Source organism: Myceligenerans halotolerans (genome assembly GCF_054782975.1).
This window is the reverse complement of record NZ_BAAGRL010000045.1, coordinates 1-18,973: the sequence shown is the minus strand read 5'-3', so window position 1 is coordinate 18,973 and position 18,973 is coordinate 1. Positions and strand designations below refer to the sequence as shown.

Genomic DNA, 18,973 nt, shown 5'->3' with positions numbered 1-18,973 from the left:
GTCCCGGCGCGCCGGCCCCCTGCCGGCGTGCCGGGACCAGCATCACGCGCGGGCGGCCTCCACGGAGGGCGCCGGAGCGGTGGCTGTGTACGAAGAGCTGTTTCCACGACCCGTCGTCGGCGTCGAACCGGCCTGGGCCCGTGCCGGGGGTCCCTCCTCACGCGCGGACTGCGCGAGTTCGCGAACCTGGCGGTGCTCGTCGAGGAGCCGCTGCGTGGGCTCCCCGAGCGTCCGCTCCAGCACCCGCTCGACGGCGGCCCGCCCCGCCGCGAGCACCGCCTGCTCCCGCCGCCGGGCCAGCGCCCGCCGGACCCGCGTCGCCGCGAGGAACACACCGAGCGCCGCGAGCGCCGCCGCGACACCGGTCACGCCGAGCACGGTCGAGGTGGTGTCGTCGACGGGGAGCACCTGCATCGACGCGAGCACCGTGGCGAGGCCCAGCACCACGGCCAGTCCCACGAAGACGAGTGCCACGCGCCGCAGCGGACGCGCCGAGGCGGGTCCTCGCACGTCCAGCGTGACGCCCCGCAGCGCGGTCGCGAGCGAGGCACCGACGTGCTCCGCGGAGGCCACGGACTCCGCGAGCGACCGTTGCCAGCCGGGCCGCAGGTTCTCCCCCGCGCCGGTGAGCCAGCGGGCACGGGACAGCGCGACGGCGTCGGGATCGGGCACGGGGAACTCGGGCCGCCCGTACCCGTTCTGCACGGAGGCGGCCACCTGCGCCGCGACCGGGCCGAGCCCGGCGGTCTCCGCCAGCGCGTCAGTCTCCGCGGCGAGCACGGTGGAGGTGTGCCACGGCACCTCGGCAGGGGTCTCCTCGAGCAGGGCCGCGGCGGCGGCGTCCAGCTCGGCCGCGGCGCGTCCGGCGGACACCGACCTCCGGCGGACCGCCTGCTCGAGCAGGTCCCGCAGGTCCTGCACGCCGTACCCGGTCCTCGCCGAGACCGGAACCACCGGCACCTCGCCGACGCCGTCGTCGCGCAGCAGGCGGGACACGTCACGCGTGAGGTTGTCCTGCTGGCCCGCCGGGACGGTGTCCATCTGGTTGATCGCGACGACCATGGACCCGGGTCGCTCCCCCGCGCCGCGCAGGTAGCCGGAGTGCAGCGCGTCGTCGGCGTACTTCTGCGGGTCCACCACCCAGACGAGGAGGTCGACCAGGGGCAGCACGCGGTCCACGATCTCGCGGTGGCCGGGGGCGACGGAGTCGTGGTCGGGCAGGTCGAGCAGGACGAGGCCGCCGAAGCCGTCCTCGTCGGCCCCGTCGAGCTCGCCGGCGCGGGTGATGCGCCGCTCGCGCTCGACGCCGAGCCAGTCCAGGAGCGCGGCGGCGTCGTCCGACCAGGAGCAGGCGGAGACCTTCGCCGTGGTGGGGCGTTTGACCCCCACCTCGGCGAAGGAGAGCCGGGAGATCCGGTTGAACAGGCTCGACTTGCCCGATCCCGTGCCTCCCGCGAGGGCGATGACGGTGTGGTCGACGCCGAGGGCGATGCGTTCGCGCACGCCCGCCACGGCGCTCGCGACGCGGCCGAAGACGGCGTCGTCGAGGCGGGAACCTGCCACCTGCAGGGCGCGACCGAGGTCTTCGGTCCGTGCGCGCAGCGCGGCATCATCTCCGGCACGGCCGGGTGGCCGCGTCGAGGCGCTCGTCATGTCAGCCTCCTGAGCTCGGCGAGCCGAACACGCAGCGTGGCTGCCGCGTCGTCGGCGAGGGCGGGGATCTCAAGGGCACTCTGGACAGATCGGGCCTCCACCGCAACCGCTAGCGCAGTCCGGTTCGCCAGGTCGGAGCGCAGCGGGTGCACGAGTCCGTCGACGGCGTCGCCCAGCACCTTGCCCAGGAGCCGTGCCGCGTCCTCGTTCCCGAGCGCCGCGGCGTGCAGCAGCGTCGCCAGCCCGGCATCCCCGAAGGCGCGCCGGGCGCCCAGTGCCGTCGCTTCGTCCAGGGGAACCGAGACGTCCGTATCGTGGACTTCCTCCTCGGTGCCGAGTCCCGCCACGAGGCGGTCGCCCTCCGCGATCCAGGCCGCGGCCTGCTCGGCCACCCACTCCTGCCGGGCCGGTCCGCGTTCCTTGCCCGACGGCGCCACCGCCGTACCCGCCGCGGGGGCTCCCGGGCCCGCGAGCTCGGCGCGCAGCCGCTCCTCGGTCCGGGCGCCGGCGGCCGCGAGCGAGCGCTCCGCGGCCTTCCTGGCTTCCTCCCGCAGCGGGGCGAGCGCCTCGGAGCGGGCGCGACCGGCGCGTTTCGTCGTGCGGACGACGCGGTCACGCACGGTGACGCGGTCGATGCGCTTGCTCGCGACCAGTTCCGCGAAGCGCGCGGTCACCTGCGAGCCGCCTGCTGTCCCGGCCGTGATGGTGGCCCGCGCCACGGCCTCGGCGTCCGGGACGACCACGTCGATCACGCGGCGCAGCTCGCGCGCCGCGGCGCCCTGGGCGTCGACGGCGTCCACCAGGCCCTCCACCCAGTCCGGGAGGGCCTTCAGCGCGCCCTTGAGGGTGCGCACCACCACGGTGCGGGACCGCTCCGGGCCGGCCATCATGGCCAGCCAGCGCGCGATCCCCGCGACGAGCGAGGTGTCGAGCAGTCCTTCGTGCGGGCCGACGTCCGGGACGGTGAACAGCGGCGCGTCCGTCATGCCCCGCTCCCGCATCCGCGCGTTCAGGTCGCCGCGGATGGTGGCGAGGTCGGACTCGCCGACCCGGTTGAGCACGATGGCCACGCTCGCACCACGCTCGCGCGCCCGGTCGAGCGCCTCCCAGGGCAGGGCGTCCCCGTACCGGGCCGCCGTGGTGACGAACAGCCACAGGTCCGCGCCTTCGAGGAGCTTGCCCGCCGTGCTCCGGTTCTGCGAGACGAACGAGTCCAGGTCGGGGGCGTCCAGCAACGCGGTGCCGCGCGGCACGCCCTCGTGCTCGACGACGCGCGCGAGCTCGGTCACGGGACCCGCCTTGAGCGTCACGCGGTCCCGCGGGTGCACGCCCACGACGGGTTCCCGGGTGGTGGGTCGCAGCACGCCCGCGTCGGAGATGTCCCCGCGCAGCAAGCTGTTGAAGATGGTCGACTTACCGGCACCGGTCGAGCCCGCGAGCACCACGAGCGCCGGACTGGACAGTTCCGCGAGCCGTGGCAGCAGGTGCTCGTCGAGCTGCGCGAGCAACCGCGCCCGGGAGGCTTCGGCGTCGTCGGCCCCCTCGATCGGGAGCGGCAGCCGCACGGCGGCGACGTCGCCGCGAAGGTCGTGGACGACGTCGTGCACGGTGAAGCCGAGTTGCTCGGCGACGTCGGGGTCGACGCCGCCCCGGCGGCCGAGCGCGGCGGAGCGCGTTCCGAGAGTCACGGGTTCATCCTGATATCTCCACATGCCCGTTGCCAACCGGGGACGTCGGGCAGGCGTCCGCGGACTGCGTCCACGATACTGGTCCTCGCGCCTGGTCCAACTCCGCGGCCAGGATCGATACGATAGGCCCGCGCCCACGCGGGCGTATGCCTCCGTAGCTCAGCTGGATAGAGCATGTCACTTCTAATGACGAGGTCGCGGGTTCGAATCCTGCCGGGGGCACCTGAAATCCTCTCCACGCACAAGTCGCAGGAATCTCGTGCCGCGATTACCGTGGCTCAGCACCGCTGACAAGCGCCGGTGGCGGCGCGGACGTTCCACCCAGAGCCTCCGGAGGTACTGCCGATGACCGTGGCCGCACCGCACCGGCCCGGTTCGAACGCACTCCCGCACCTCCTCGCCCGGCGGGCCGCGAACGCGGTGTCCGGCACCCCGGGCCGCCTCGGCCTCGCCCAGATCGCCTCCGTGCTGGCCTGCGTCGCGCTCGGGATCGCCGGGTTCCTCGCCGGCACCGGCCAGTCGGAAGACCTCGACATCGCCCACGCGGACGCCGTCGATCTCGTGGCGACGCAGGAACTGCGCAACCGCCTCGTCTCGGCCGACGCGGCGGCCACGAGCGCCTTCCTGGTCGGCGGGCTCGAGCCCACCGCCATGCGGGAGCGCTACTCGGAGAATCTCGCCGACGCCGCCCGCGCCGTGCCCCCGCTCGCGGCCCGCGCCCCCGAGCGCGCCGACGAGCTGGCCGCCGTGTCCGACGCCGTGCAGCGCTACGCCGGCCTCGTCGAGTCGGCCCGCGCCAACAACCGGCAGGGCCTCCCCGTGGGCACCGGCTACCTCGACCTCGCGTCGGCGACCCTGCGCGACGAGGCGCTGCCCGTGCTCGACGACGTCGCCGGCCGCATCACCGACCGCATGGACGGCCACCTGGCCGCCGTCTCCATGCGGCAGTCCCCGCTGCTGGCCGTGGTCGCCGGGCTCGTCGTGCTCGGGCTCGTGCAGTGGTGGCTGGCCCACCGCACCCACCGCATGATCAGCCCGTGGATGGTGGTCGCGACGGCCCTCGCGCTGGTCGGCTCCCTGGCCGTGGCCATCGGCGTGGTCGGGGGCAACGTCGTCGCGCACAAGGTGGCGGACGGCCCCTACGCCGCCACCGTCGCGAGTTCCGCCGCGCTCGCGGAGGCCACGGACGCCAAGTCGCAGGAGTCGCTCACCCTCATCAAGCGCGGGTCTGGGCGGGAGCACGAGGACCGGTTCCACGCCTCCACGATGCGCGCCGCCGAGTTGCTGGCCGCGTCCGACGACGCCGCCGGTGCCGAGCGGCCGACCGGCGACCTCCTGCGGACGTGGCTGGAAGGCCATGCCGAGATCCGTGCGCTCGACACCGCGGGCCGCTGGGAGGACGCGGTGTCGGCGGCGGTCGCCACCGGCGACGGCTCGGCCATGGCGGCGTTCGAGGACTTCGCGGCCCGGGCCGCCCGGGACGTCACCGTCACCGGGGAGCGCGCCGCCGCCCAGCTCACCAAGGCGTCGGCCGTGTCCTCCGCGACCGGCTGGATCGCCCTGGTGACCGGCCTGCTCGCCGCGGGCATGACCGCCACCGGGATCTGGGCACGGCAGAAGGAGTACCTGTGAACGCCGTCTCACCCGGGCGTCTCGCGCACCCGCGCCTCCGGTACCGCCGCCTCGCCGCCGCCGTCGTGTCCGGGCTCGTGGTCGTGGCGCTGGCCGCCTGCGCGGTGCCGCGCGCCGCGACCACCAGGCTCGACGGCATCACGTCGACCCAGGGCGACGCGGACCGCAGCTCCGGCGGCGGGACCGGCCACGGACCGCCGTCGGGCACGGGCGAGGTCCTGCGAGAGCCGCAGGTGTGCGCCGACGGCGCCCCCGCGACCGCCTCGTACGCGCCGCAGGACGCCCGGCCCGGGGTGGTGCCGGAGGGGTCCACGATGGCGCGGATCCGCGAGCGCGGCGCCCTGCGCGTCGGGATCTCGGCGGACACGCTGCGCATGAGCGCACGCGATCCGTTCACCGGCGGCATCGAGGGCTTCGACATCGACGTGGCGCGCGCCGTCGCGAAGGCGATCTTCGGCGACCCGGACCGCGTACGGTTCCGGGTGATCACCTCCGCGCAGCGGGAGCGGGTCCTCATCGACCACGAGGTCGACATCGTGGTGCGCACGTACACGATCACGTGCGACCGCTGGGAGGACGTCGCGTTCTCGGCGGAGTACTACCACGCCGGGCAGAAGCTGCTGGTGCCGTCCTCGTCCGACGTGCGGGGCATCGGGGAGCTCGAGGGGCAGCGCGTGTGCGCGTCGGAGGACACCACGTCGCTGGCCCTGCTGCGGACCTGGGACGACGTCGAACCCGTGGCCGCCGCGACGCACACCCAGTGCCTGGCCATGTTCCAGCAGGGCCGGGTGGATGCCCTGACGGGCGACGACACCGTCCTGGCGGGCTTCGCCGCCCAGGACCCGTACGCGAAGGTGGTGGGTGACGCGGTCAGCGACGAGCCCTACGGCATCGGCATTCCCGCCGACCAGGTGGACCTGGTGCGGTTCGTGAACGCGGTGCTGGAGCAGCGTGTCTCGAGCGGGGGCTGGCACTTGAGCTACGACCGCTGGCTGTCGGACGTGCTGGGTGACGCGCCCGTGCCGCCCGCGCCGGTCTACGGGCGGGCGTCGTGATCCGGGTGGGCGACGGCACGGACCGGCCTGCCTCCGACCCGCCGACGCGGGCGGTGCCGATGTCGCTGCGCGTCTCGACGATGGCGCGAGGGACGGCCGCGTCCGGTCCCGCGGCTGCTGCGACCAGTTCGTCGCGGCTGAGCGCGACCGCCCTCGGGTCGGCCATCGCGAACGTCCCGCGCGACTCCCAGCTGCACAGCACGTCGTCGCCCTGGCTGCGCGAGAAGCGCCTCGGCGCCGGGCTGACGGTCGTGCCCACGCCTGAGGTCCAGGACCCGCTCGCGTCGGTCATGGAGAACCCCGAGCTCGCCGAGGAGAAGCGGTTCTGCTCCGCGTGCGGCGATCCGGTCGGCCGGGCGCGCGAGGGCGTGCCCGGACGCACCAGGGGTTACTGCGCCGCGTGCGGCACCCCGTTCGACTTCGTCCCGTCGCTGTCGCCCGGTGAGCTCGTCGGCGGGCAGTACGAGGTGGTCGGCTGCATCGCGCACGGCGGCCTCGGGTGGATCTACCTGGCCCGCGACCGGAACGTCGCCAACCGCTGGGTGGTGCTCAAGGGACTGCTGAACGCCGACAGCACGGAGGCCTACGACGTCGCGGTCGGCGAGCGCGAGTTCCTCGCCGAGGTGGAGCATCCGCTGATCGTCGAGATCTACAACTTCGCGCGGCACGCGGGCGCCGGGTACACGGTGATGGAGTACGTGGGCGGGCGCTCGCTCAAGGAGCTGCGGGAGGAACGGCGGAGCCCGTTCCCGCCGGACCACGCCATCGCCTACCTGCTCGAGATCATGCCCGCTTTCACCTACGTGCACGACCACGGCCTGCTCTACTGCGACTTCAAGCCGGACAACGTGGTGGTCCAGGGCGACACCGTCAAGCTCATCGACCTCGGCGGGGTGCGCCGCATGTCGGACATGACGACCCAGATCTACGGTACGCGGGGCTACCAGGCCGCCGAGGTGGCGCAGGTCGGCCCGTCCGTCGCGTCCGACATCTACACGATCGGGCGCACGCTCGCGGCGCTCGTCCTGGACTTCGCCGGCAGCACCGGCGTCCACGAGCACACCCTCCCGCCCGTCGACGAGACTCCCTTGTTCGCCCGGCACGACTCGCTGCACCGGTGGCTCGCCAAGGCGTGTCATCCCTCGCGGGACGACCGCTTCCTCACCGTCGAGGAGGCGCGCGAGCAGCTCCTCGGGGTCCTGCGTGAGGTCGTCGCCCTCGAGCGGACGGGGAGCGGGGGCGCGACGACGTCGACGGCGTCGGCCCTGTTCGGCGTGCCGCCGGCGGACGGCTCGGGAGGCCCTCTGAAGTGGGACGAGATGCCGGGGCTCGCCCCGGACCCCACCGACCCGATGACCTCGTGGGTCGCGGGCGTGAACCTCACCGATCCGGCCGCGCGCCTGGACCAGCTCGCGCTGGCACCGCGGCGGACCGTGGAGGTGCTGCTCGCCGAGACGCGCGCCGCGCTGGAGATCGGCGACCTGCGGCGAGTGCGCGACACCGTGACACAGATCCTCTCCCTCGACCCCTGGGAGTGGCGTGCCGCCTGGATGGACGGCCTCGCCTACCTCGCCGGGGGCGATGCCGCCGGCGCCGCCGCGGCCTTCAACGCCGTGTACGGGCAGGTTCCGGGCGAGCTCGCGCCGAAGCTGGCCCTCGCCTGCGCGTGCGAGCAGTCGGGCGAGCTGGGGGTGGCCCACGAGATGTACGCGGTCTGCGCCCGCACCGACGCGAACTACACGGGCGCGGCCGCGTTCGGCCTGGCGCGGGTACGCCTCGCGCGGGACGACCTCGACGGCGCGCTCGACGCGCTCGACTTCGTGGTCCCCACCCGGGGTTCGTACGGCGACGCCCGCCTCGCCCGCGCCCGCCTGCTCATCGGATCCGGCCGCGGCCTGCCCTCCCTCGCGCAGGCCGCCGAGGTGATCGACGACGCGCCGGTCCCCGCCCGGATGCGCACCCAGGTGGTGGTCGAGGCGCTGCAGCGCGCGCTCGACCACGTGCTCCGGCACGGCCCCGAGCCCGGCATCCGCGTGGCGGGCGCCGAGGCCACCGAGCCCAGCCTGCGCGACGCCCTCGAGGCGGGCCTGCGCCGTCTCGCGCAGTTCACCGAGAGCCGTCGTGCCCGTGTCACGCTCGTCGATCGGGCCAACTCCGTGCGACGCTGGACGCTGCGATGAGCACTCCTGACGAGAACACCAAGTCACGCTGCCCGCGCTGCGGAGAGCTCTCCGCACCCGGCGCGCGCTTCTGCGAGCAGTGCGGCTTCGAGCTGCGCGGACAGCCGGCGGAGGGCACGACGACCGGCGCCCCGCCCACGGAGCCCATCCCGGTCGTCACGGTGGTCGACCCGGACCCGGACTCCTCCGTCACGCCTCCTCCGGCCCCGCTGTCCGAGCGCGACCACTTCACCGAGAAGCCCGCCGACTGGGCCGCCGGCGTCTGCGACCGCGGGGTGCGGCACGCGCGCAACGAGGACGCGATGGCGCTGGCCGCCGCCGGCCCGGGCTCGGCGAGCGGCACGGCGGCGCTGGTCGTGTGCGACGGCGTGTCGAGCGCGCCGAACTCCGACGTCGCCTCGCTGGCGGCAGCCCGGGTGGCGCGGGACGCGCTGGTCACGTTCGAGCCTGTCGGCTCCCTGCCCGTGCGGGGCAAGATCGAACGCCGCGTGGCGGAGTGGACCCAGGCGATGGTGACCGCCTCCCGGGAGGCCGGGGCCGCCGTCATCCGCACCGGCGACGAGATCGCGCGCGAGGCGGCGATCTCCGGCCGACACAGCGGACCCGCGATCGACCCTCCGGCCTGCACGTTCGCCGCCGCGGTGGTGGACTCGGGCCTGGTCGTGGCGGGCTGGCTCGGCGACTCGCGCGTGTACTGGCTGCCCGACGACGGCGCCGCGGAACAACTGTCCGTCGACGACTCGTGGGCGCAGGAGATGATGGCCGCGGGATTCTCGCGCGAGCAGGCCGAGCACTCCCCGCAGGCGCACGCGATCACGCGCTGGCTCGGGCGGACCGCCCCCGACCTCGACGCGCACTGCGCGGCCATGCTCCCTGAGGTCCCGGGCTGGGTGCTGGTCTGCTCGGACGGCCTGTGGAACTACTGCTCGGAGGCGGAGGACGTGTCGGACCTCGTGCGCCGGCTCTCGGGCGGGACGGTCGACCCGTCGGAGACCGCGGCGGCGCTCGTGCTCTGGGCGAACGCGGCCGGCGGGCGCGACAACATCACCGTGGCGCTGGCGCGGGTGGAACCGGAGCCGTCCCGGACGGAACCGGGGCCTCTCTCCTGACCCGCAGCCCCGCGAGGCCCGCCAGCAGCAGCGCCGCCACGTTGACCGCGACGATCACCCGCCAGTCCCACACGACCAGCAGCGCGGCGCCCGCGACGGTGAACAGCACCTGCGGGAAGTTCAGCAGGAGCTGGCTGGCGGCCGCGGTGCGGCCCTGCAGGCCCGCGGGCGTGACGACCTGGCGTTCGGTGACGTAGGCGACGACGGCCGACGTCGTCCCGAACCCGAGCACGAGCTGCGCCACCACCACGAGCGGCACCATCGCGAGCAGCAGGGGCGCGAGGCCCACCCCCGCGAGCAGGATGCCCACCGCGACCACGCGGCCACGGCCCCACCGCGCCATGAGGCGGGGCGTGAGCGCCCCCGCGACGAACCCGCCGACCCCCTGGAGCACCAGCAGCGGAGGCAGCCACGCGTTCGGGACGCCGACGTCCTCGAGGATCGCGAACACCACGCCGTTGACCAGGCCGATGAACGCGAACGCGACGAGCATGACGTTCGTCAGCGGGCGCAGCGGAACACCGGCGTACAGCTGCCGGAACCCGCCGGCCACCTCACGCACCGTGACGCGCTGCGCGGCCGGGACCACCGACTCGGCGAACCTCAGGCACACGAACACCGCGGCCGCGCCGACGAACGCCGCGATCGTCGCCGCCACCAGGACGTACGGCCCGGCCAGCGCGTAGGCGCCCGCCCCGGCGAACGGCATGGCGACCCGGAACACCTGGTCGATCATCGCGAGCCGCGCGTTGGCGTGCCCGAGCGCCTCGTCCGGCAGCAGGTCCTTCAGGAGCCCCGACTGCCCGGCGGCCGTCACGTACGCCACCAGCGCGTACAGCACCGTGACCGGGTAGATCACCCAGGCGGTCCCGGCGTCGTGCACCCAGAACAGCGGGACCAGGCACGCCGCGCCGAGCAGGTACGCGACCGCGAGCAGCTTCCGGCGCGAGACCCGGTCCGCGAGGACGCCGAGGAACGGCGAGACCAGCGCCGGCAGGCCCAGCATCGCGAACGTCAGCCCGCCCGCCGCCGCGCTCCCCGTGAGGTCGGCCACCCAGATCGCCATGATGAGCATCAGCGCCGAGTCGGCGAAGTTGGTGAGCGCCCAGCCGGCGGTGAGCCAGCGGAACGTCGGCGTCCTCAGGTGGTGGGAAGGATCGGGTGTGCCGGGCCGGCCGGCGGACGGCTCGGCCGGGTCGACAGCCGGATCTGCGGCGCGGCGTCCGGCAGGGGCAGGTCGGGACATGGCTGGACGTTAACAGCCGCCTACCGAGTTCTCCGGACATGTCACGGCGGACGCTTCACGGGTGACGGCCACGGCCTCGGCAGAGGTCGGACCGTGTGTGTCCTTCGCCACGGGCAGCAAGGATCTGCCACCAGGAAAAAGCCGTGCGTCACGACCCCCGGACCTGAGAGTGTTCAGACACACCGCGGTGGCGTCCGCCTGGTCCCGACGACCGGGTGGCGGAGAGGTCCGGCCAGACCTCACGCCGGGCTCGTCCCGGCAATCCAGCGTCACGAAGGGCACTCACGTGCACACCATCGATTACACCCTCATCCGAGCCCTCCATCAGGAACGGCTCGACCACGCCGAGGATCTCCGGCGCGACCGGCGCCAGCGCCAGGAACGCGCGCGGCGGAAGTCCCGGAGCACGCTCCGGGCCCCTCGTCGGACCCCGGTCCGTTGACCCCGACGCACCGCAAGCCGGACACGCTTGCGGCCACCGAATCGCAGCGGCACGCCGACAGATCTCGATCCTGTCGGCGTGTCGCTGTTTTTCGCGCCCCCGCCCGGCACCGGCAGCGGCACCCGCCGCGGGTCGGGTGGACGGCCCCGCCTGACCGCACGACGTAGGCTGGGCGCCGTGAGCACCAGTCCCGCCGACCGTATCGTCTGGATCGACTGCGAGATGACCGGGCTCGACGTCCGTACCGATGCGCTCGTCGAGGTCGCCGCCGTCGTCACCGACTCCGAGCTGAAACCCCTGGGCGACGGGATCGACGTCCTCATCAAGCCCCCCGCCGAGGCCATCGCCCAGATGGGCGACTTCGTGCGCGACATGCACACCCGGTCCGGCCTGCTCGACGCACTGGCCGGCGGACTCTCCCTCGCCGAGGCAGAGTCCCGCGTCCTGGAGTACGTCCGCGACTGGGTACCGGTCAAGGGCAAAGCCCCGCTCGCCGGCAACTCCGTGGGCACCGACAAGCTGTTCCTCGACGCCCACATGCCGGAACTCGCGGGCCACCTCCACTACCGGATCATCGACGTCTCCTCCGTCAAGGAGCTCGCCCGGCGCTGGTACCCGCGCGTCTACTTCGCCAGCCCCGACAAGGACGGCGGCCACCGGGCTCTCGCCGACATCCTGGAGTCCATCGACGAGCTCCGCTACTACCGCGAGGTGCTGTTCCCCGCGCCGCCGGGGCCTGACTCCGAGACCGCCCGCGCGGCGGCGGCGAAGGTGAAGGAGACGTCGGTCACGAAGCTGGTGCCGGGCGCGAATTGAGTTCGGGGTCGGAGCCCGACCTCATGTATGCTTTTCGTCGGCCGCCGGTACTGAATCGGCGGGCATGGTGGGTATAGCTCAGCTGGTAGAGCATCGCGTTGTGGTCGCGAGGGTCGCGGGTTCAAGTCCCGTTACTCACCCTGATAAAGCGGCAGGTCAATCCAGGTTCCTGGGTCGGCCTGCCGCTTTCGTGCTCCCGGGGATACGGGTCGGTTCTCGCGGCCGCCGATCCGCTGGTGGATCTGGCGGCGGGCCGCGTGAGACCCGCCCGACCGGGTTCTACCTCGATGGTTCCGGAGCGGACCCCCGCTGCGCACCGGCACGCCCGAACCGGAGCACCGCAGCGCTCCCGAGGACCAGGACGAGCGCCCCCGTGGGAACCCCGAAAGGATCCTGCAGGCCACCCAGGTCCCCCGCGACCGTGAGCCACAGCAGGCCGACGACGGCCCCCGCGTACGCGCCCACGACCGGCCCGGTCCGTGCGAGCGCCACCGCCGCGAAGCGGCCCCGGGCCCGCACCCGCCGGCCGTCGACAACGGCCCCCGCCCGCCGGGCCGGGGCTCGCGTCTCGACGGGACCGAACAGGACCACGAGCACCGTCAGGACGGCCGCGAGCGCCGCGAGCCACGGCACGCGGCCGAGCCACCAGGCGGCGGTGCCCGCGTCGCTCGGCGGCAGGAGCCCGAGCAGGTCGAGGGCGACGGCGGCGGCGAGTGCCGCCACCAGGTGCCACAGGTACACGGTGAGGACGACGGTGTTGACGCCGACGACGGCGGCCCAGGGGCGGGGCCGCTGGAGCCGGCGTTGCGCCCGCGGTGCCACGAGTGCGGCGAGGCCGAGCTGGGTGGCGGCGAGGGTCAGGAGCGCGAGGGTGGGTGGCGAGGAGTTCTGGATCGCGTCTCCGGGCACGGTCACCATGCTCACCGGGTAGGGCCCAGGCCCGGTGAGGAGCACGAGGGTGCCCAGGCCGCCGATGACGAGCGCGGACGCCCGCCGGGTCCCGAGCCGCAGGGTGCCGTCGTGCCAGGCGTAGCCGACCTGGTGGATGGCGAGCCAGCCGAAGGCGAAGCTGCCGGCCGCGGCGAGTTCGTTGCCGGTCGTGAGGCGTAGCGCGTCGCCTGCCGCGACGCCGGCGACCAGCGCGACCGGCACGGCGAGCCCGTGGCGTTCGTGGAGCCGGTGGGTGAGGGGCGTCAGGGCGGTCACGCCGAGGTAGACGACGAGGAACCACAGCGGCAGGACCACGAGTGCGACGGCCTGCTCGACGAAGCCGGGCGTGACGCCCGCGAGGCGGGCGACGGCCGCGCCGCCCGCCACGACGAGCAGGAGCGCGGTGACGGGCGGGAACAGCCGCGCGCTGCGGTCGAGCAGCCAGCGCGTGGCCGTCCCGCCACGGTCGCGCCTGCGTGTCCAGGAGATGGCGTTGGCGGCGCCTCCGACGAGGAAGAACACGGGCATGACCTGGAACAGCCAGGTCAGCGCGTGCGCCCACTGCAGTTCGGGCAGGGCGGTGAAGCCGGTGAGCCGTCCGTCGCTCGTGCGCTGGACGGTCAGGATGAGCCAGTGCCCGAGGACCACGGCACCGATCGCGGCGGCGCGCAGCAGGTCCAGGTCCCTCCGGCGCGAGGACGGCGTCCGCGCTGCGAGTTCCTGGATCGAGGACACCGTTCCTCCCGAGGCCTCGGCCCGGCGGGTGCACGTCCGTGCACGCCCCGTTCTCCACGGTAGCCGGTCTCCGATTGCGGCTCACGGCCTCATTCGGTGGTCAGTGAGCCGTCCGAGCTGAAGACCAGGCCGAGGGTGATCTCGCCCTGCTTCAGGGCCTCCTTGGTGAGCGGCCCGCCGGCGTCGAGCGAGCGGAACTCGCTGAACGTCAGCTCGTAGGTTTCCTCCAGGCCCGGCTGGCAGAACGGACGTTCGGTGCACTCGGGCCCGGCGCCGAGGATCAGGCCGTCGCAGGCCTCCGCGAGGTCGGAGAGCGTTGTGAGGCCGTGCTCCTGCGCGAACGCTGTGGTCACCGCGAACGCGTTCTGGTCCTGCGCGTCGGAGGGTTCGCCGACGACGAGGCCCACCTCGTCGGCGAGCCCGCGCAGCCCTTCGACCGTGGCGTCGAGGTCGCTGCTCGCGACCGGTTCGGCGTCGGGGCCGTTGACGTCGAGGTTGATGAACTCGGTCAGCGTGCCGACGTACTCGGGGACGATCTGGATCTGGTCCCCCTTCTTGAGCGCGGGCAGGTAGGCCTCGCGGTTGCCGATGGTGGTGACCTCGACGTCGTACCCGGCGCCCTCCAGCACCTCGGCGTAGATGTTGCCGAGTGTGGCGCTCTCGGCGAAGTCGGCGGCGCCGATGGCGATCGAGCCGGCGTCGTCGACCTCCTCGGCCTCGATGCCCGCGGAGGCGACGAACTCGGCGGCGACGTCCTCCGACGTCTGCCGGTCGATGTCGACCGCCCGGTTCAGCCCGATCAGCGTGTCCGTGTCCAGTGCCGCCGACACCTGGTCGAGCAGGCCGATCAGGTCCGGGTACTGCTCGGCCGCCTCGGCGTTGACGGCCGGGATGATGTTGTCGACCGTCTGGAGCTGTTGGTCGTCGTCGAGCACCACGATCTCGTCGCCGGCGATCGGTTCGCAGGTGGCGGCGACGTCGTCGCCGTCGTCGTTCGGATCGCCGCCGGCGGAGCCGGGCTCGCCGCACGCGGTGAGCAGTGTCAGGCCGACGACGGCGGTGGCCGCGCCGAGCAGGCGCAGCGGGCGGGACAGGGGGGTGCGGGCGAGGCGCATCGTGACTCCGGTTCTGCTCTGTACTGGTGTTCTACGAGGTCGAACTGGCCCATTCGATCGTGATCGGTGCGCGCTGGCAAGGGGAATCGCGGGCGAACCGTCGCATCATGGCGGGCGCACGGGGGCCGACAGCAGTAGAGCGGCCGCCTGCCCGGGCCGTCTGTGATGCTCCGCACAGAGTGTGTGACGCGCTGGAACCATGAGGCCCGCACCAGGCGGGTGCTCGGCCTGAGCGCGGCCCGGTGCTCGCACCGGACCGCGCGCTCAGTTCGCTTGCTCAGCCCAGCACCGCCCGGACGGCCTCCTCGAGCGAGGCGGGCTCGCGCCCGATCAGCTGCCGCAGGTCGACACTGTCCGTGGCGAGGTCGCCGGCGGAGATCGAGGCGTCGAGGGCGACCAAGAATCCCGTCGTGCCCGCGTCGAGCCCGGCGCCGGTCAGGGCCGCCCGGTACGCCTCGGGCGCGAGGTCCTCGTACACCACCTTGGTGTCCGTGACCTGCGTGATGGCGGCGGCGAGGTCGGAGAGGGTGAAGCTCGGGCCGGCGAGCTCGTACACCCGGTCCCCGTCCGCGTCCTCGAGGAGGGCCGACGCCGCGGCGGCCGCGTAGTCGGCACGGGCGGCGCCGGAGATGAGGGCTCCGCCGGTGGCGCCCAGGATCTTACCGGTCTGGAGGTACTGGCCCGCCTGGTCCGTGTACACCTCGACGTACCAGCTGTTGCGCAGGATCGTGTGCGGGATCCCGGACGCACGCAGGGCCTTCTCGGTCTCCACGTGCTCGGGCGCGACCGGGTTCCCCGTGGCGCCGGCCTTCAGGACACTCGTGTAGAGGATGCGTCCCACGCCGCCGGCCTTCGCTGCCTCGATCACGGCGGTGTGCTGCGGGACGCGCCGGCCGATCTCGGACCCCGACACCAGGAGCAGGCGGTCGACTCCGGCCAGCGCCGCGTTCAGGGTCTCCGGACGGTCATAGTCGCCCTCACGCACCTGCACCCCGCGCTCGGCGAGGTCGTCCAGCTTGCCCGGCGTGCGCGCGATCGCTACGACGCGGTGCGGGTCGACCCCCCGGTCGAGAAGCTCCCCCACGACGAGGCGCCCCAAGTGACCCGTTACTCCTGTGACCGCGTAGACCTGCGACATGTTCGACTCCTTCTCGGTCGTACTTTCAAATCGAAAGTACCATACAACAGGTTGGCACTGTAGGATGGGCCGTGCCCGACAGGCAGGAATCCGGCAGGAGAGAGGAAGGTCCGATGGCGCAGCACGACGACGCGGCCGAACCCAGCGTCGCGCTCGTGGCCGACGTGTTCGCGCGGAACTGCGCCTCACGCGCGGTCTTCGACGACGTCACCTCGAAGTGGGCCTCGCTCGCGCTGCTCGCCCTCCTCGACGGCCGGACCCGCTTCAACGCGCTGCGCCGCCGCGTCGACGGCGTCAGCGAGAAGATGCTGTCGCAGAACCTGCGCACCCTGGAGAGCGACGGGCTCATCATCCGCGACGTGATCGACGTCATCCCCGCCCGCGTCGAGTACGAGCTCACCCCCCTCGGGCGCGAGGTCGCCGGCCACCTGAGAGCCCTCGCCGACGTCCTGGAGACCGCCGTCGCGGACTGAGGCACCCCGTGCCGCGCAGCCCGCGCCGCGGCCTCTCGTCGATGTCGGTCGCTCGCGATAGCGTCCTCGTCATGGCCGCCAACCCCTGGTTCTCCTGGACCTACGTGGTCGAGAACGCGAACACCCTCTGGGAGCACACCGCCCAGCACGCCGTGCTCACGGTGCAGTCGGTGGCGGTCGCCGCGCTCATCGCCGTGCCGCTCGGCATCCTCGTCTCCCGGGTCCGCTGGCTGTCCGGGATCGTGATCGGTACCGCCGCGGTGCTCTACACGGTACCGAGCCTCGCGCTGTTCGCGATCCTCGCCCCGCTGCTCGGCATCGGACGCACCCCGGTGTTCATCGGCCTTGTGGCCTATGCGCTGCTGGTGATCCTCCGCAACACCGTGGCCGGGCTCGACGGCGTCGACCCCGGCGTGCTCGACGCCGCCCGCGGACTCGGCTACGGCCCGGCGCGCGTGCTCGTCCACGTCTCGCTGCCGAACGCGCTGCCGTCCGTCGTCGCCGGCCTGCGCCTGGCCACCGTGTCGACGGTGGCGATGGTCACCGTCGGCGTCGTCGTCGGCTACGGCGGGCTCGGGCAGCTGATGTTCCAGGGCTTCCGGAACAACTTCTACCGCGCGGAGATCATGGCGGCCACGCTCGCCTGCGTGCTCCTCGCCGTCGTGCTCGACGTCGCGATCTGGGCCGGCGGGCGCGCCCTCACCCCCTGGCGCGAGCGGGGGCGCGCATGAACGTCCTCGACGAGGCCATCGTGTGGCTCAACGACCCCCTGACCTGGACACGGAGCGGCGGGATCATCGACCTGACGGTCGAGCACCTGATCATGACCGCGCTCGCCGTCGCGCTCGCCGCCACGTTCTCGATCCCGCTCGGCGCCTGGATGGGGCACACGGGCCAGGGAGCGGGCGTCATGGTCACACTCGGCAACGCCACCCGCGCGGTCCCCACCCTCGGCATCATCCTGCTGCTCGCCGCCGGCGGCCTCTTCGGCAACGGCGCCGCCGTGCTCGCGGCGGCGATCTTCGCCGTACCGGTGCTCCTCGTGAACTCTTACGAGGGCGTCCGCGGAGCGGACCCCGCCGCGCGCGACGCCGGGCGGGGGATGGGCATGTCCGGCGCACGCGTCCTCTTCCAGATCGAACTCCCGCTCGCCACCGGTCTCATCGCCGCGGGACTGCGCACCACCATCGTGCAGGTCGTCGCCACGATCCCCCTCGCCGCGCTGGCCGGCGGCGGCGGGCTCGGTCAGATCATCGCCTTCGGGATGGGCACGCAGCGCTACGGCCAGGTACTGGCGGGCGGCATCGTCGTGGCGCTGCTGGCCCTCGTGCTCGACGGCGTCCTCGCGGTCGCGCAACGGCTCGTCACCCCGGCGCCGCTGCGCGTGACCACGCACAAGCGGCGGTAGCGAGTCACGCTCGGGTGCCGCGCACAACGGGAACGCACCACGGCTTCGCCCGTGTCCGTCCCTCGTCGTTCCACCGCACCGCCGCACAGGCCTTCGCTACGCTCGCAGACGTGACTGAGAACCTCCGTGTTGCACTGGCCACCTGCTCCGTCCTGCCCGAACTCGACAAGGGGGACCAGCCCCTCGTGGCCGCCCTCGCCGAGCGCGGCATCACCGCCGAGCCCGCGGTCTGGGACGACACCGACGTGGACTGGTCGTCGTACGACCTGGTCGTGGTCCGCTCCACGTGGGACTACTCGGCCCGCCGCGACGAGTTCGTCGCCTGGGCGAAGGCGGTGCCGAAACTGCTCAACTGCGCGGACGTGCTGGAGTGGAACACGGACAAGCGCTACCTGCGCACGCTCGAGGCGTCCGGCGTCCCCGTGATCCCGACCATCTGGCTCGACCCGGACCGGCACCTGTCCAAGCGCGCCGTGCACACGCGGATGCCGGCGTTCGGCGACTTCGTGGTCAAGCCGGTGGTCAGCGCCGGCGCCAACGACACCGGGCGCTACCAGCCGGTCTCCGCCGAGTCGCGCGCCCTCGCGATCGAGCACGCCAAGCGCCTGCTCGACGGCGGACGCTGGGCCATGATCCAGCCCTACGTCACCTCCGTGGACACGGCGGGCGAGGCCTGCCTGGTGTTCATCGACGGCGAACTGTCGCACTCCGTGCGCCGCAACGCCCTGCTGAACGGCCCGGTCCGCCCGACGCAGGGGCTGTACGCGATCGAGGAGATGCGGCCCTTCACCGCCTCGGACGAGCAGATCGCGGTGGCGCGCAAGGCCCTCGAGGTCGCACAGGCGGAACTCGGCGCCCGCGAGCCGCTCCTGTACGCGCGTGTCGATCTCGTCACCGGTGACGACGGCACCCCGATGCTCATGGAGCTGGAACTCACCGAGCCGTCGCTGTGGATGCAGATGGCCGGAGGCGTGGACGCGTTCGGCACGATGGCGGACGCGATCGTCGAGCGGCTCGGGTAGTCGCGCCCGCAGGAAGCGCGCGGCGGCCCGGCTCCCACGTGATCGGTAGCTCGATGAGTGATCGGCAGCTCGATCTGCCGATCACTCACCAACGGACCGATCGAGCGTCGACCTCCGGCGGATCAGGCCAGCCCCGCCCTCCGGAGCGCCTCCGCCATCGCCGTGTTCGCCGGGGGCTGGCTCTTGCCGCCGCCCCGGCCGCCCTGACCTCCGCGGCCCTTGCCGCCTCGACCACCGCGGCCGTCACGCCCGCCGTTGCCGCGGCCGCGATCGCCGCCCGGGCGGCCGCCCGACCCGCGGCCGTCGTCGGACCCGTCGCCGCCCCGCGCGC

The 18,973-nt window shown here is 73.5% G+C and carries 16 protein-coding genes and 2 tRNA genes; 11 read left to right on the top strand and 7 right to left on the bottom strand.

The window, feature by feature from the left end; translation table 11 throughout:
- Positions 1-42 precede the first annotated feature (42 nt).
- Both ACYVK5_RS21810 and ACYVK5_RS21805 read right to left on the bottom strand, forming a co-directional pair.
- On the bottom strand, positions 43-1,653 hold the full coding sequence (locus ACYVK5_RS21810; RefSeq protein ID WP_460708074.1) for a GTP-binding protein: 1,611 nt from the start codon (positions 1,651-1,653) through the stop codon (positions 43-45).
- Positions 1,650-3,341, bottom strand: a complete 1,692-nt coding sequence (locus ACYVK5_RS21805) for a GTPase domain-containing protein (RefSeq protein WP_460708073.1) — start codon at positions 3,339-3,341, stop codon at positions 1,650-1,652. Before ACYVK5_RS21805 ends, ACYVK5_RS21810 begins: the two co-directional genes overlap by 4 nt.
- A 148-nt stretch (positions 3,342-3,489) precedes the next feature.
- Here ACYVK5_RS21805 and ACYVK5_RS21800 point away from each other — a divergent pair.
- The 5 genes from ACYVK5_RS21800 (at position 3,490) to ACYVK5_RS21780 (ending at position 9,317) form a co-directional block, all read left to right on the top strand.
- Positions 3,490-3,563, top strand: a tRNA-Arg gene (locus ACYVK5_RS21800).
- Positions 3,564-3,686: 123 nt separating this feature from the next.
- Positions 3,687-4,973 (top strand): hypothetical protein, encoded by a 1,287-nt coding sequence (locus ACYVK5_RS21795; protein ID WP_460708072.1) that lies wholly within the window; start codon positions 3,687-3,689, stop codon positions 4,971-4,973.
- Positions 4,970-6,028: a glutamate ABC transporter substrate-binding protein gene (locus tag ACYVK5_RS21790; RefSeq protein ID WP_460708071.1), complete on the top strand. Its 1,059-nt coding sequence runs from the start codon at positions 4,970-4,972 to the stop codon at positions 6,026-6,028. Before ACYVK5_RS21795 ends, ACYVK5_RS21790 begins: the two co-directional genes overlap by 4 nt.
- A complete protein-coding gene (locus ACYVK5_RS21785) occupies positions 6,025-8,208 on the top strand; it encodes a serine/threonine-protein kinase (protein ID WP_460708070.1) in 2,184 nt (727 codons plus the stop codon). Before ACYVK5_RS21790 ends, ACYVK5_RS21785 begins: the two co-directional genes overlap by 4 nt.
- Positions 8,205-9,317: a protein phosphatase 2C domain-containing protein gene (locus ACYVK5_RS21780; RefSeq protein WP_460708069.1), complete on the top strand. Its 1,113-nt coding sequence runs from the start codon at positions 8,205-8,207 to the stop codon at positions 9,315-9,317. Before ACYVK5_RS21785 ends, ACYVK5_RS21780 begins: the two co-directional genes overlap by 4 nt.
- Here ACYVK5_RS21780 and ACYVK5_RS21775 read toward each other — a convergent pair.
- On the bottom strand, positions 9,253-10,563 hold the full coding sequence (locus ACYVK5_RS21775; protein ID WP_460708068.1) for an MFS transporter: 1,311 nt from the start codon (positions 10,561-10,563) through the stop codon (positions 9,253-9,255). The two genes, ACYVK5_RS21780 and ACYVK5_RS21775, sit on opposite strands and share 65 nt — an antisense overlap.
- A 619-nt stretch (positions 10,564-11,182) precedes the next feature.
- Between ACYVK5_RS21775 and orn the strand changes: the two genes are divergently transcribed.
- Both orn and ACYVK5_RS21765 read left to right on the top strand, forming a co-directional pair.
- A complete protein-coding gene (orn, locus tag ACYVK5_RS21770) occupies positions 11,183-11,821 on the top strand; it encodes an oligoribonuclease (RefSeq protein ID WP_460708067.1) in 639 nt (212 codons plus the stop codon).
- A 67-nt stretch (positions 11,822-11,888) separates the two neighbouring features.
- Positions 11,889-11,961 (top strand) — tRNA-His (locus ACYVK5_RS21765).
- Between the two features lie 139 nt (positions 11,962-12,100).
- Here ACYVK5_RS21765 and ACYVK5_RS21760 read toward each other — a convergent pair.
- The 3 genes from ACYVK5_RS21760 to ACYVK5_RS21750 all read right to left on the bottom strand — a co-directional run bounded on the left by ACYVK5_RS21760 (position 12,101) and on the right by ACYVK5_RS21750 (position 15,739).
- Complete coding sequence (locus ACYVK5_RS21760) at positions 12,101-13,486, bottom strand: acyltransferase family protein (protein WP_460708066.1); 1,386 nt, start codon at positions 13,484-13,486, stop codon at positions 12,101-12,103.
- An 89-nt stretch (positions 13,487-13,575) separates the two neighbouring features.
- Positions 13,576-14,601, bottom strand: a complete 1,026-nt coding sequence (locus tag ACYVK5_RS21755; protein ID WP_460708065.1) for an ABC transporter substrate-binding protein — start codon at positions 14,599-14,601, stop codon at positions 13,576-13,578.
- A 277-nt stretch (positions 14,602-14,878) separates the two neighbouring features.
- The gene (locus tag ACYVK5_RS21750) at positions 14,879-15,739 is read right to left on the bottom strand and encodes an NAD(P)H-binding protein (protein ID WP_460708064.1); all 861 of its coding nucleotides are present in this window, start codon (positions 15,737-15,739) and stop codon (positions 14,879-14,881) included.
- A gap of 113 nt (positions 15,740-15,852) precedes the next feature.
- Between ACYVK5_RS21750 and ACYVK5_RS21745 the strand changes: the two genes are divergently transcribed.
- The 4 genes from ACYVK5_RS21745 to ACYVK5_RS21730 all read left to right on the top strand — a co-directional run bounded on the left by ACYVK5_RS21745 (position 15,853) and on the right by ACYVK5_RS21730 (position 18,642).
- Positions 15,853-16,212, top strand: a complete 360-nt coding sequence (locus tag ACYVK5_RS21745; protein WP_460708063.1) for a winged helix-turn-helix transcriptional regulator — start codon at positions 15,853-15,855, stop codon at positions 16,210-16,212.
- 71 nt (positions 16,213-16,283) lie between these two features.
- Positions 16,284-16,943: an ABC transporter permease gene (locus tag ACYVK5_RS21740; protein WP_460708062.1), complete on the top strand. Its 660-nt coding sequence runs from the start codon at positions 16,284-16,286 to the stop codon at positions 16,941-16,943.
- On the top strand, positions 16,940-17,620 hold the full coding sequence (locus tag ACYVK5_RS21735) for an ABC transporter permease (protein WP_460708061.1): 681 nt from the start codon (positions 16,940-16,942) through the stop codon (positions 17,618-17,620). The genes ACYVK5_RS21740 and ACYVK5_RS21735 overlap by 4 nt, the downstream gene beginning before the upstream one ends.
- A 110-nt stretch (positions 17,621-17,730) precedes the next feature.
- Positions 17,731-18,642: an ATP-grasp domain-containing protein gene (locus ACYVK5_RS21730; RefSeq protein ID WP_460708060.1), complete on the top strand. Its 912-nt coding sequence runs from the start codon at positions 17,731-17,733 to the stop codon at positions 18,640-18,642.
- Positions 18,643-18,764: 122 nt separating this feature from the next.
- Here the strand turns inward: ACYVK5_RS21730 and ACYVK5_RS21725 are convergent.
- Positions 18,765-18,973: hypothetical protein (locus ACYVK5_RS21725; protein WP_460708059.1), on the bottom strand; the 209-nt coding region annotated here is incomplete at its 5' end.

Excerpts from the sequence above, each read along its gene's own strand:
- ACYVK5_RS21810 (WP_460708074.1), bottom strand. The coding sequence starts at position 1,653 with ATGACGAGCGCCTCGACGCGGCCACCCGGCCGTGCCGGAGATGATGCC.
- ACYVK5_RS21795 (WP_460708072.1), top strand. The coding sequence starts at position 3,687 with ATGACCGTGGCCGCACCGCACCGGCCCGGTTCGAACGCACTCCCGCAC.
- ACYVK5_RS21780 (WP_460708069.1), top strand. The coding sequence starts at position 8,205 with ATGAGCACTCCTGACGAGAACACCAAGTCACGCTGCCCGCGCTGCGGA.
- ACYVK5_RS21775 (WP_460708068.1), bottom strand. The coding sequence starts at position 10,563 with ATGTCCCGACCTGCCCCTGCCGGACGCCGCGCCGCAGATCCGGCTGTC.
- ACYVK5_RS21755 (WP_460708065.1), bottom strand. The coding sequence starts at position 14,601 with ATGCGCCTCGCCCGCACCCCCCTGTCCCGCCCGCTGCGCCTGCTCGGC.
- ACYVK5_RS21750 (WP_460708064.1), bottom strand. The coding sequence starts at position 15,739 with ATGTCGCAGGTCTACGCGGTCACAGGAGTAACGGGTCACTTGGGGCGC.
- ACYVK5_RS21745 (WP_460708063.1), top strand. The coding sequence starts at position 15,853 with ATGGCGCAGCACGACGACGCGGCCGAACCCAGCGTCGCGCTCGTGGCC.
- ACYVK5_RS21740 (WP_460708062.1), top strand. The coding sequence starts at position 16,284 with ATGGCCGCCAACCCCTGGTTCTCCTGGACCTACGTGGTCGAGAACGCG.
- ACYVK5_RS21735 (WP_460708061.1), top strand. The coding sequence starts at position 16,940 with ATGAACGTCCTCGACGAGGCCATCGTGTGGCTCAACGACCCCCTGACC.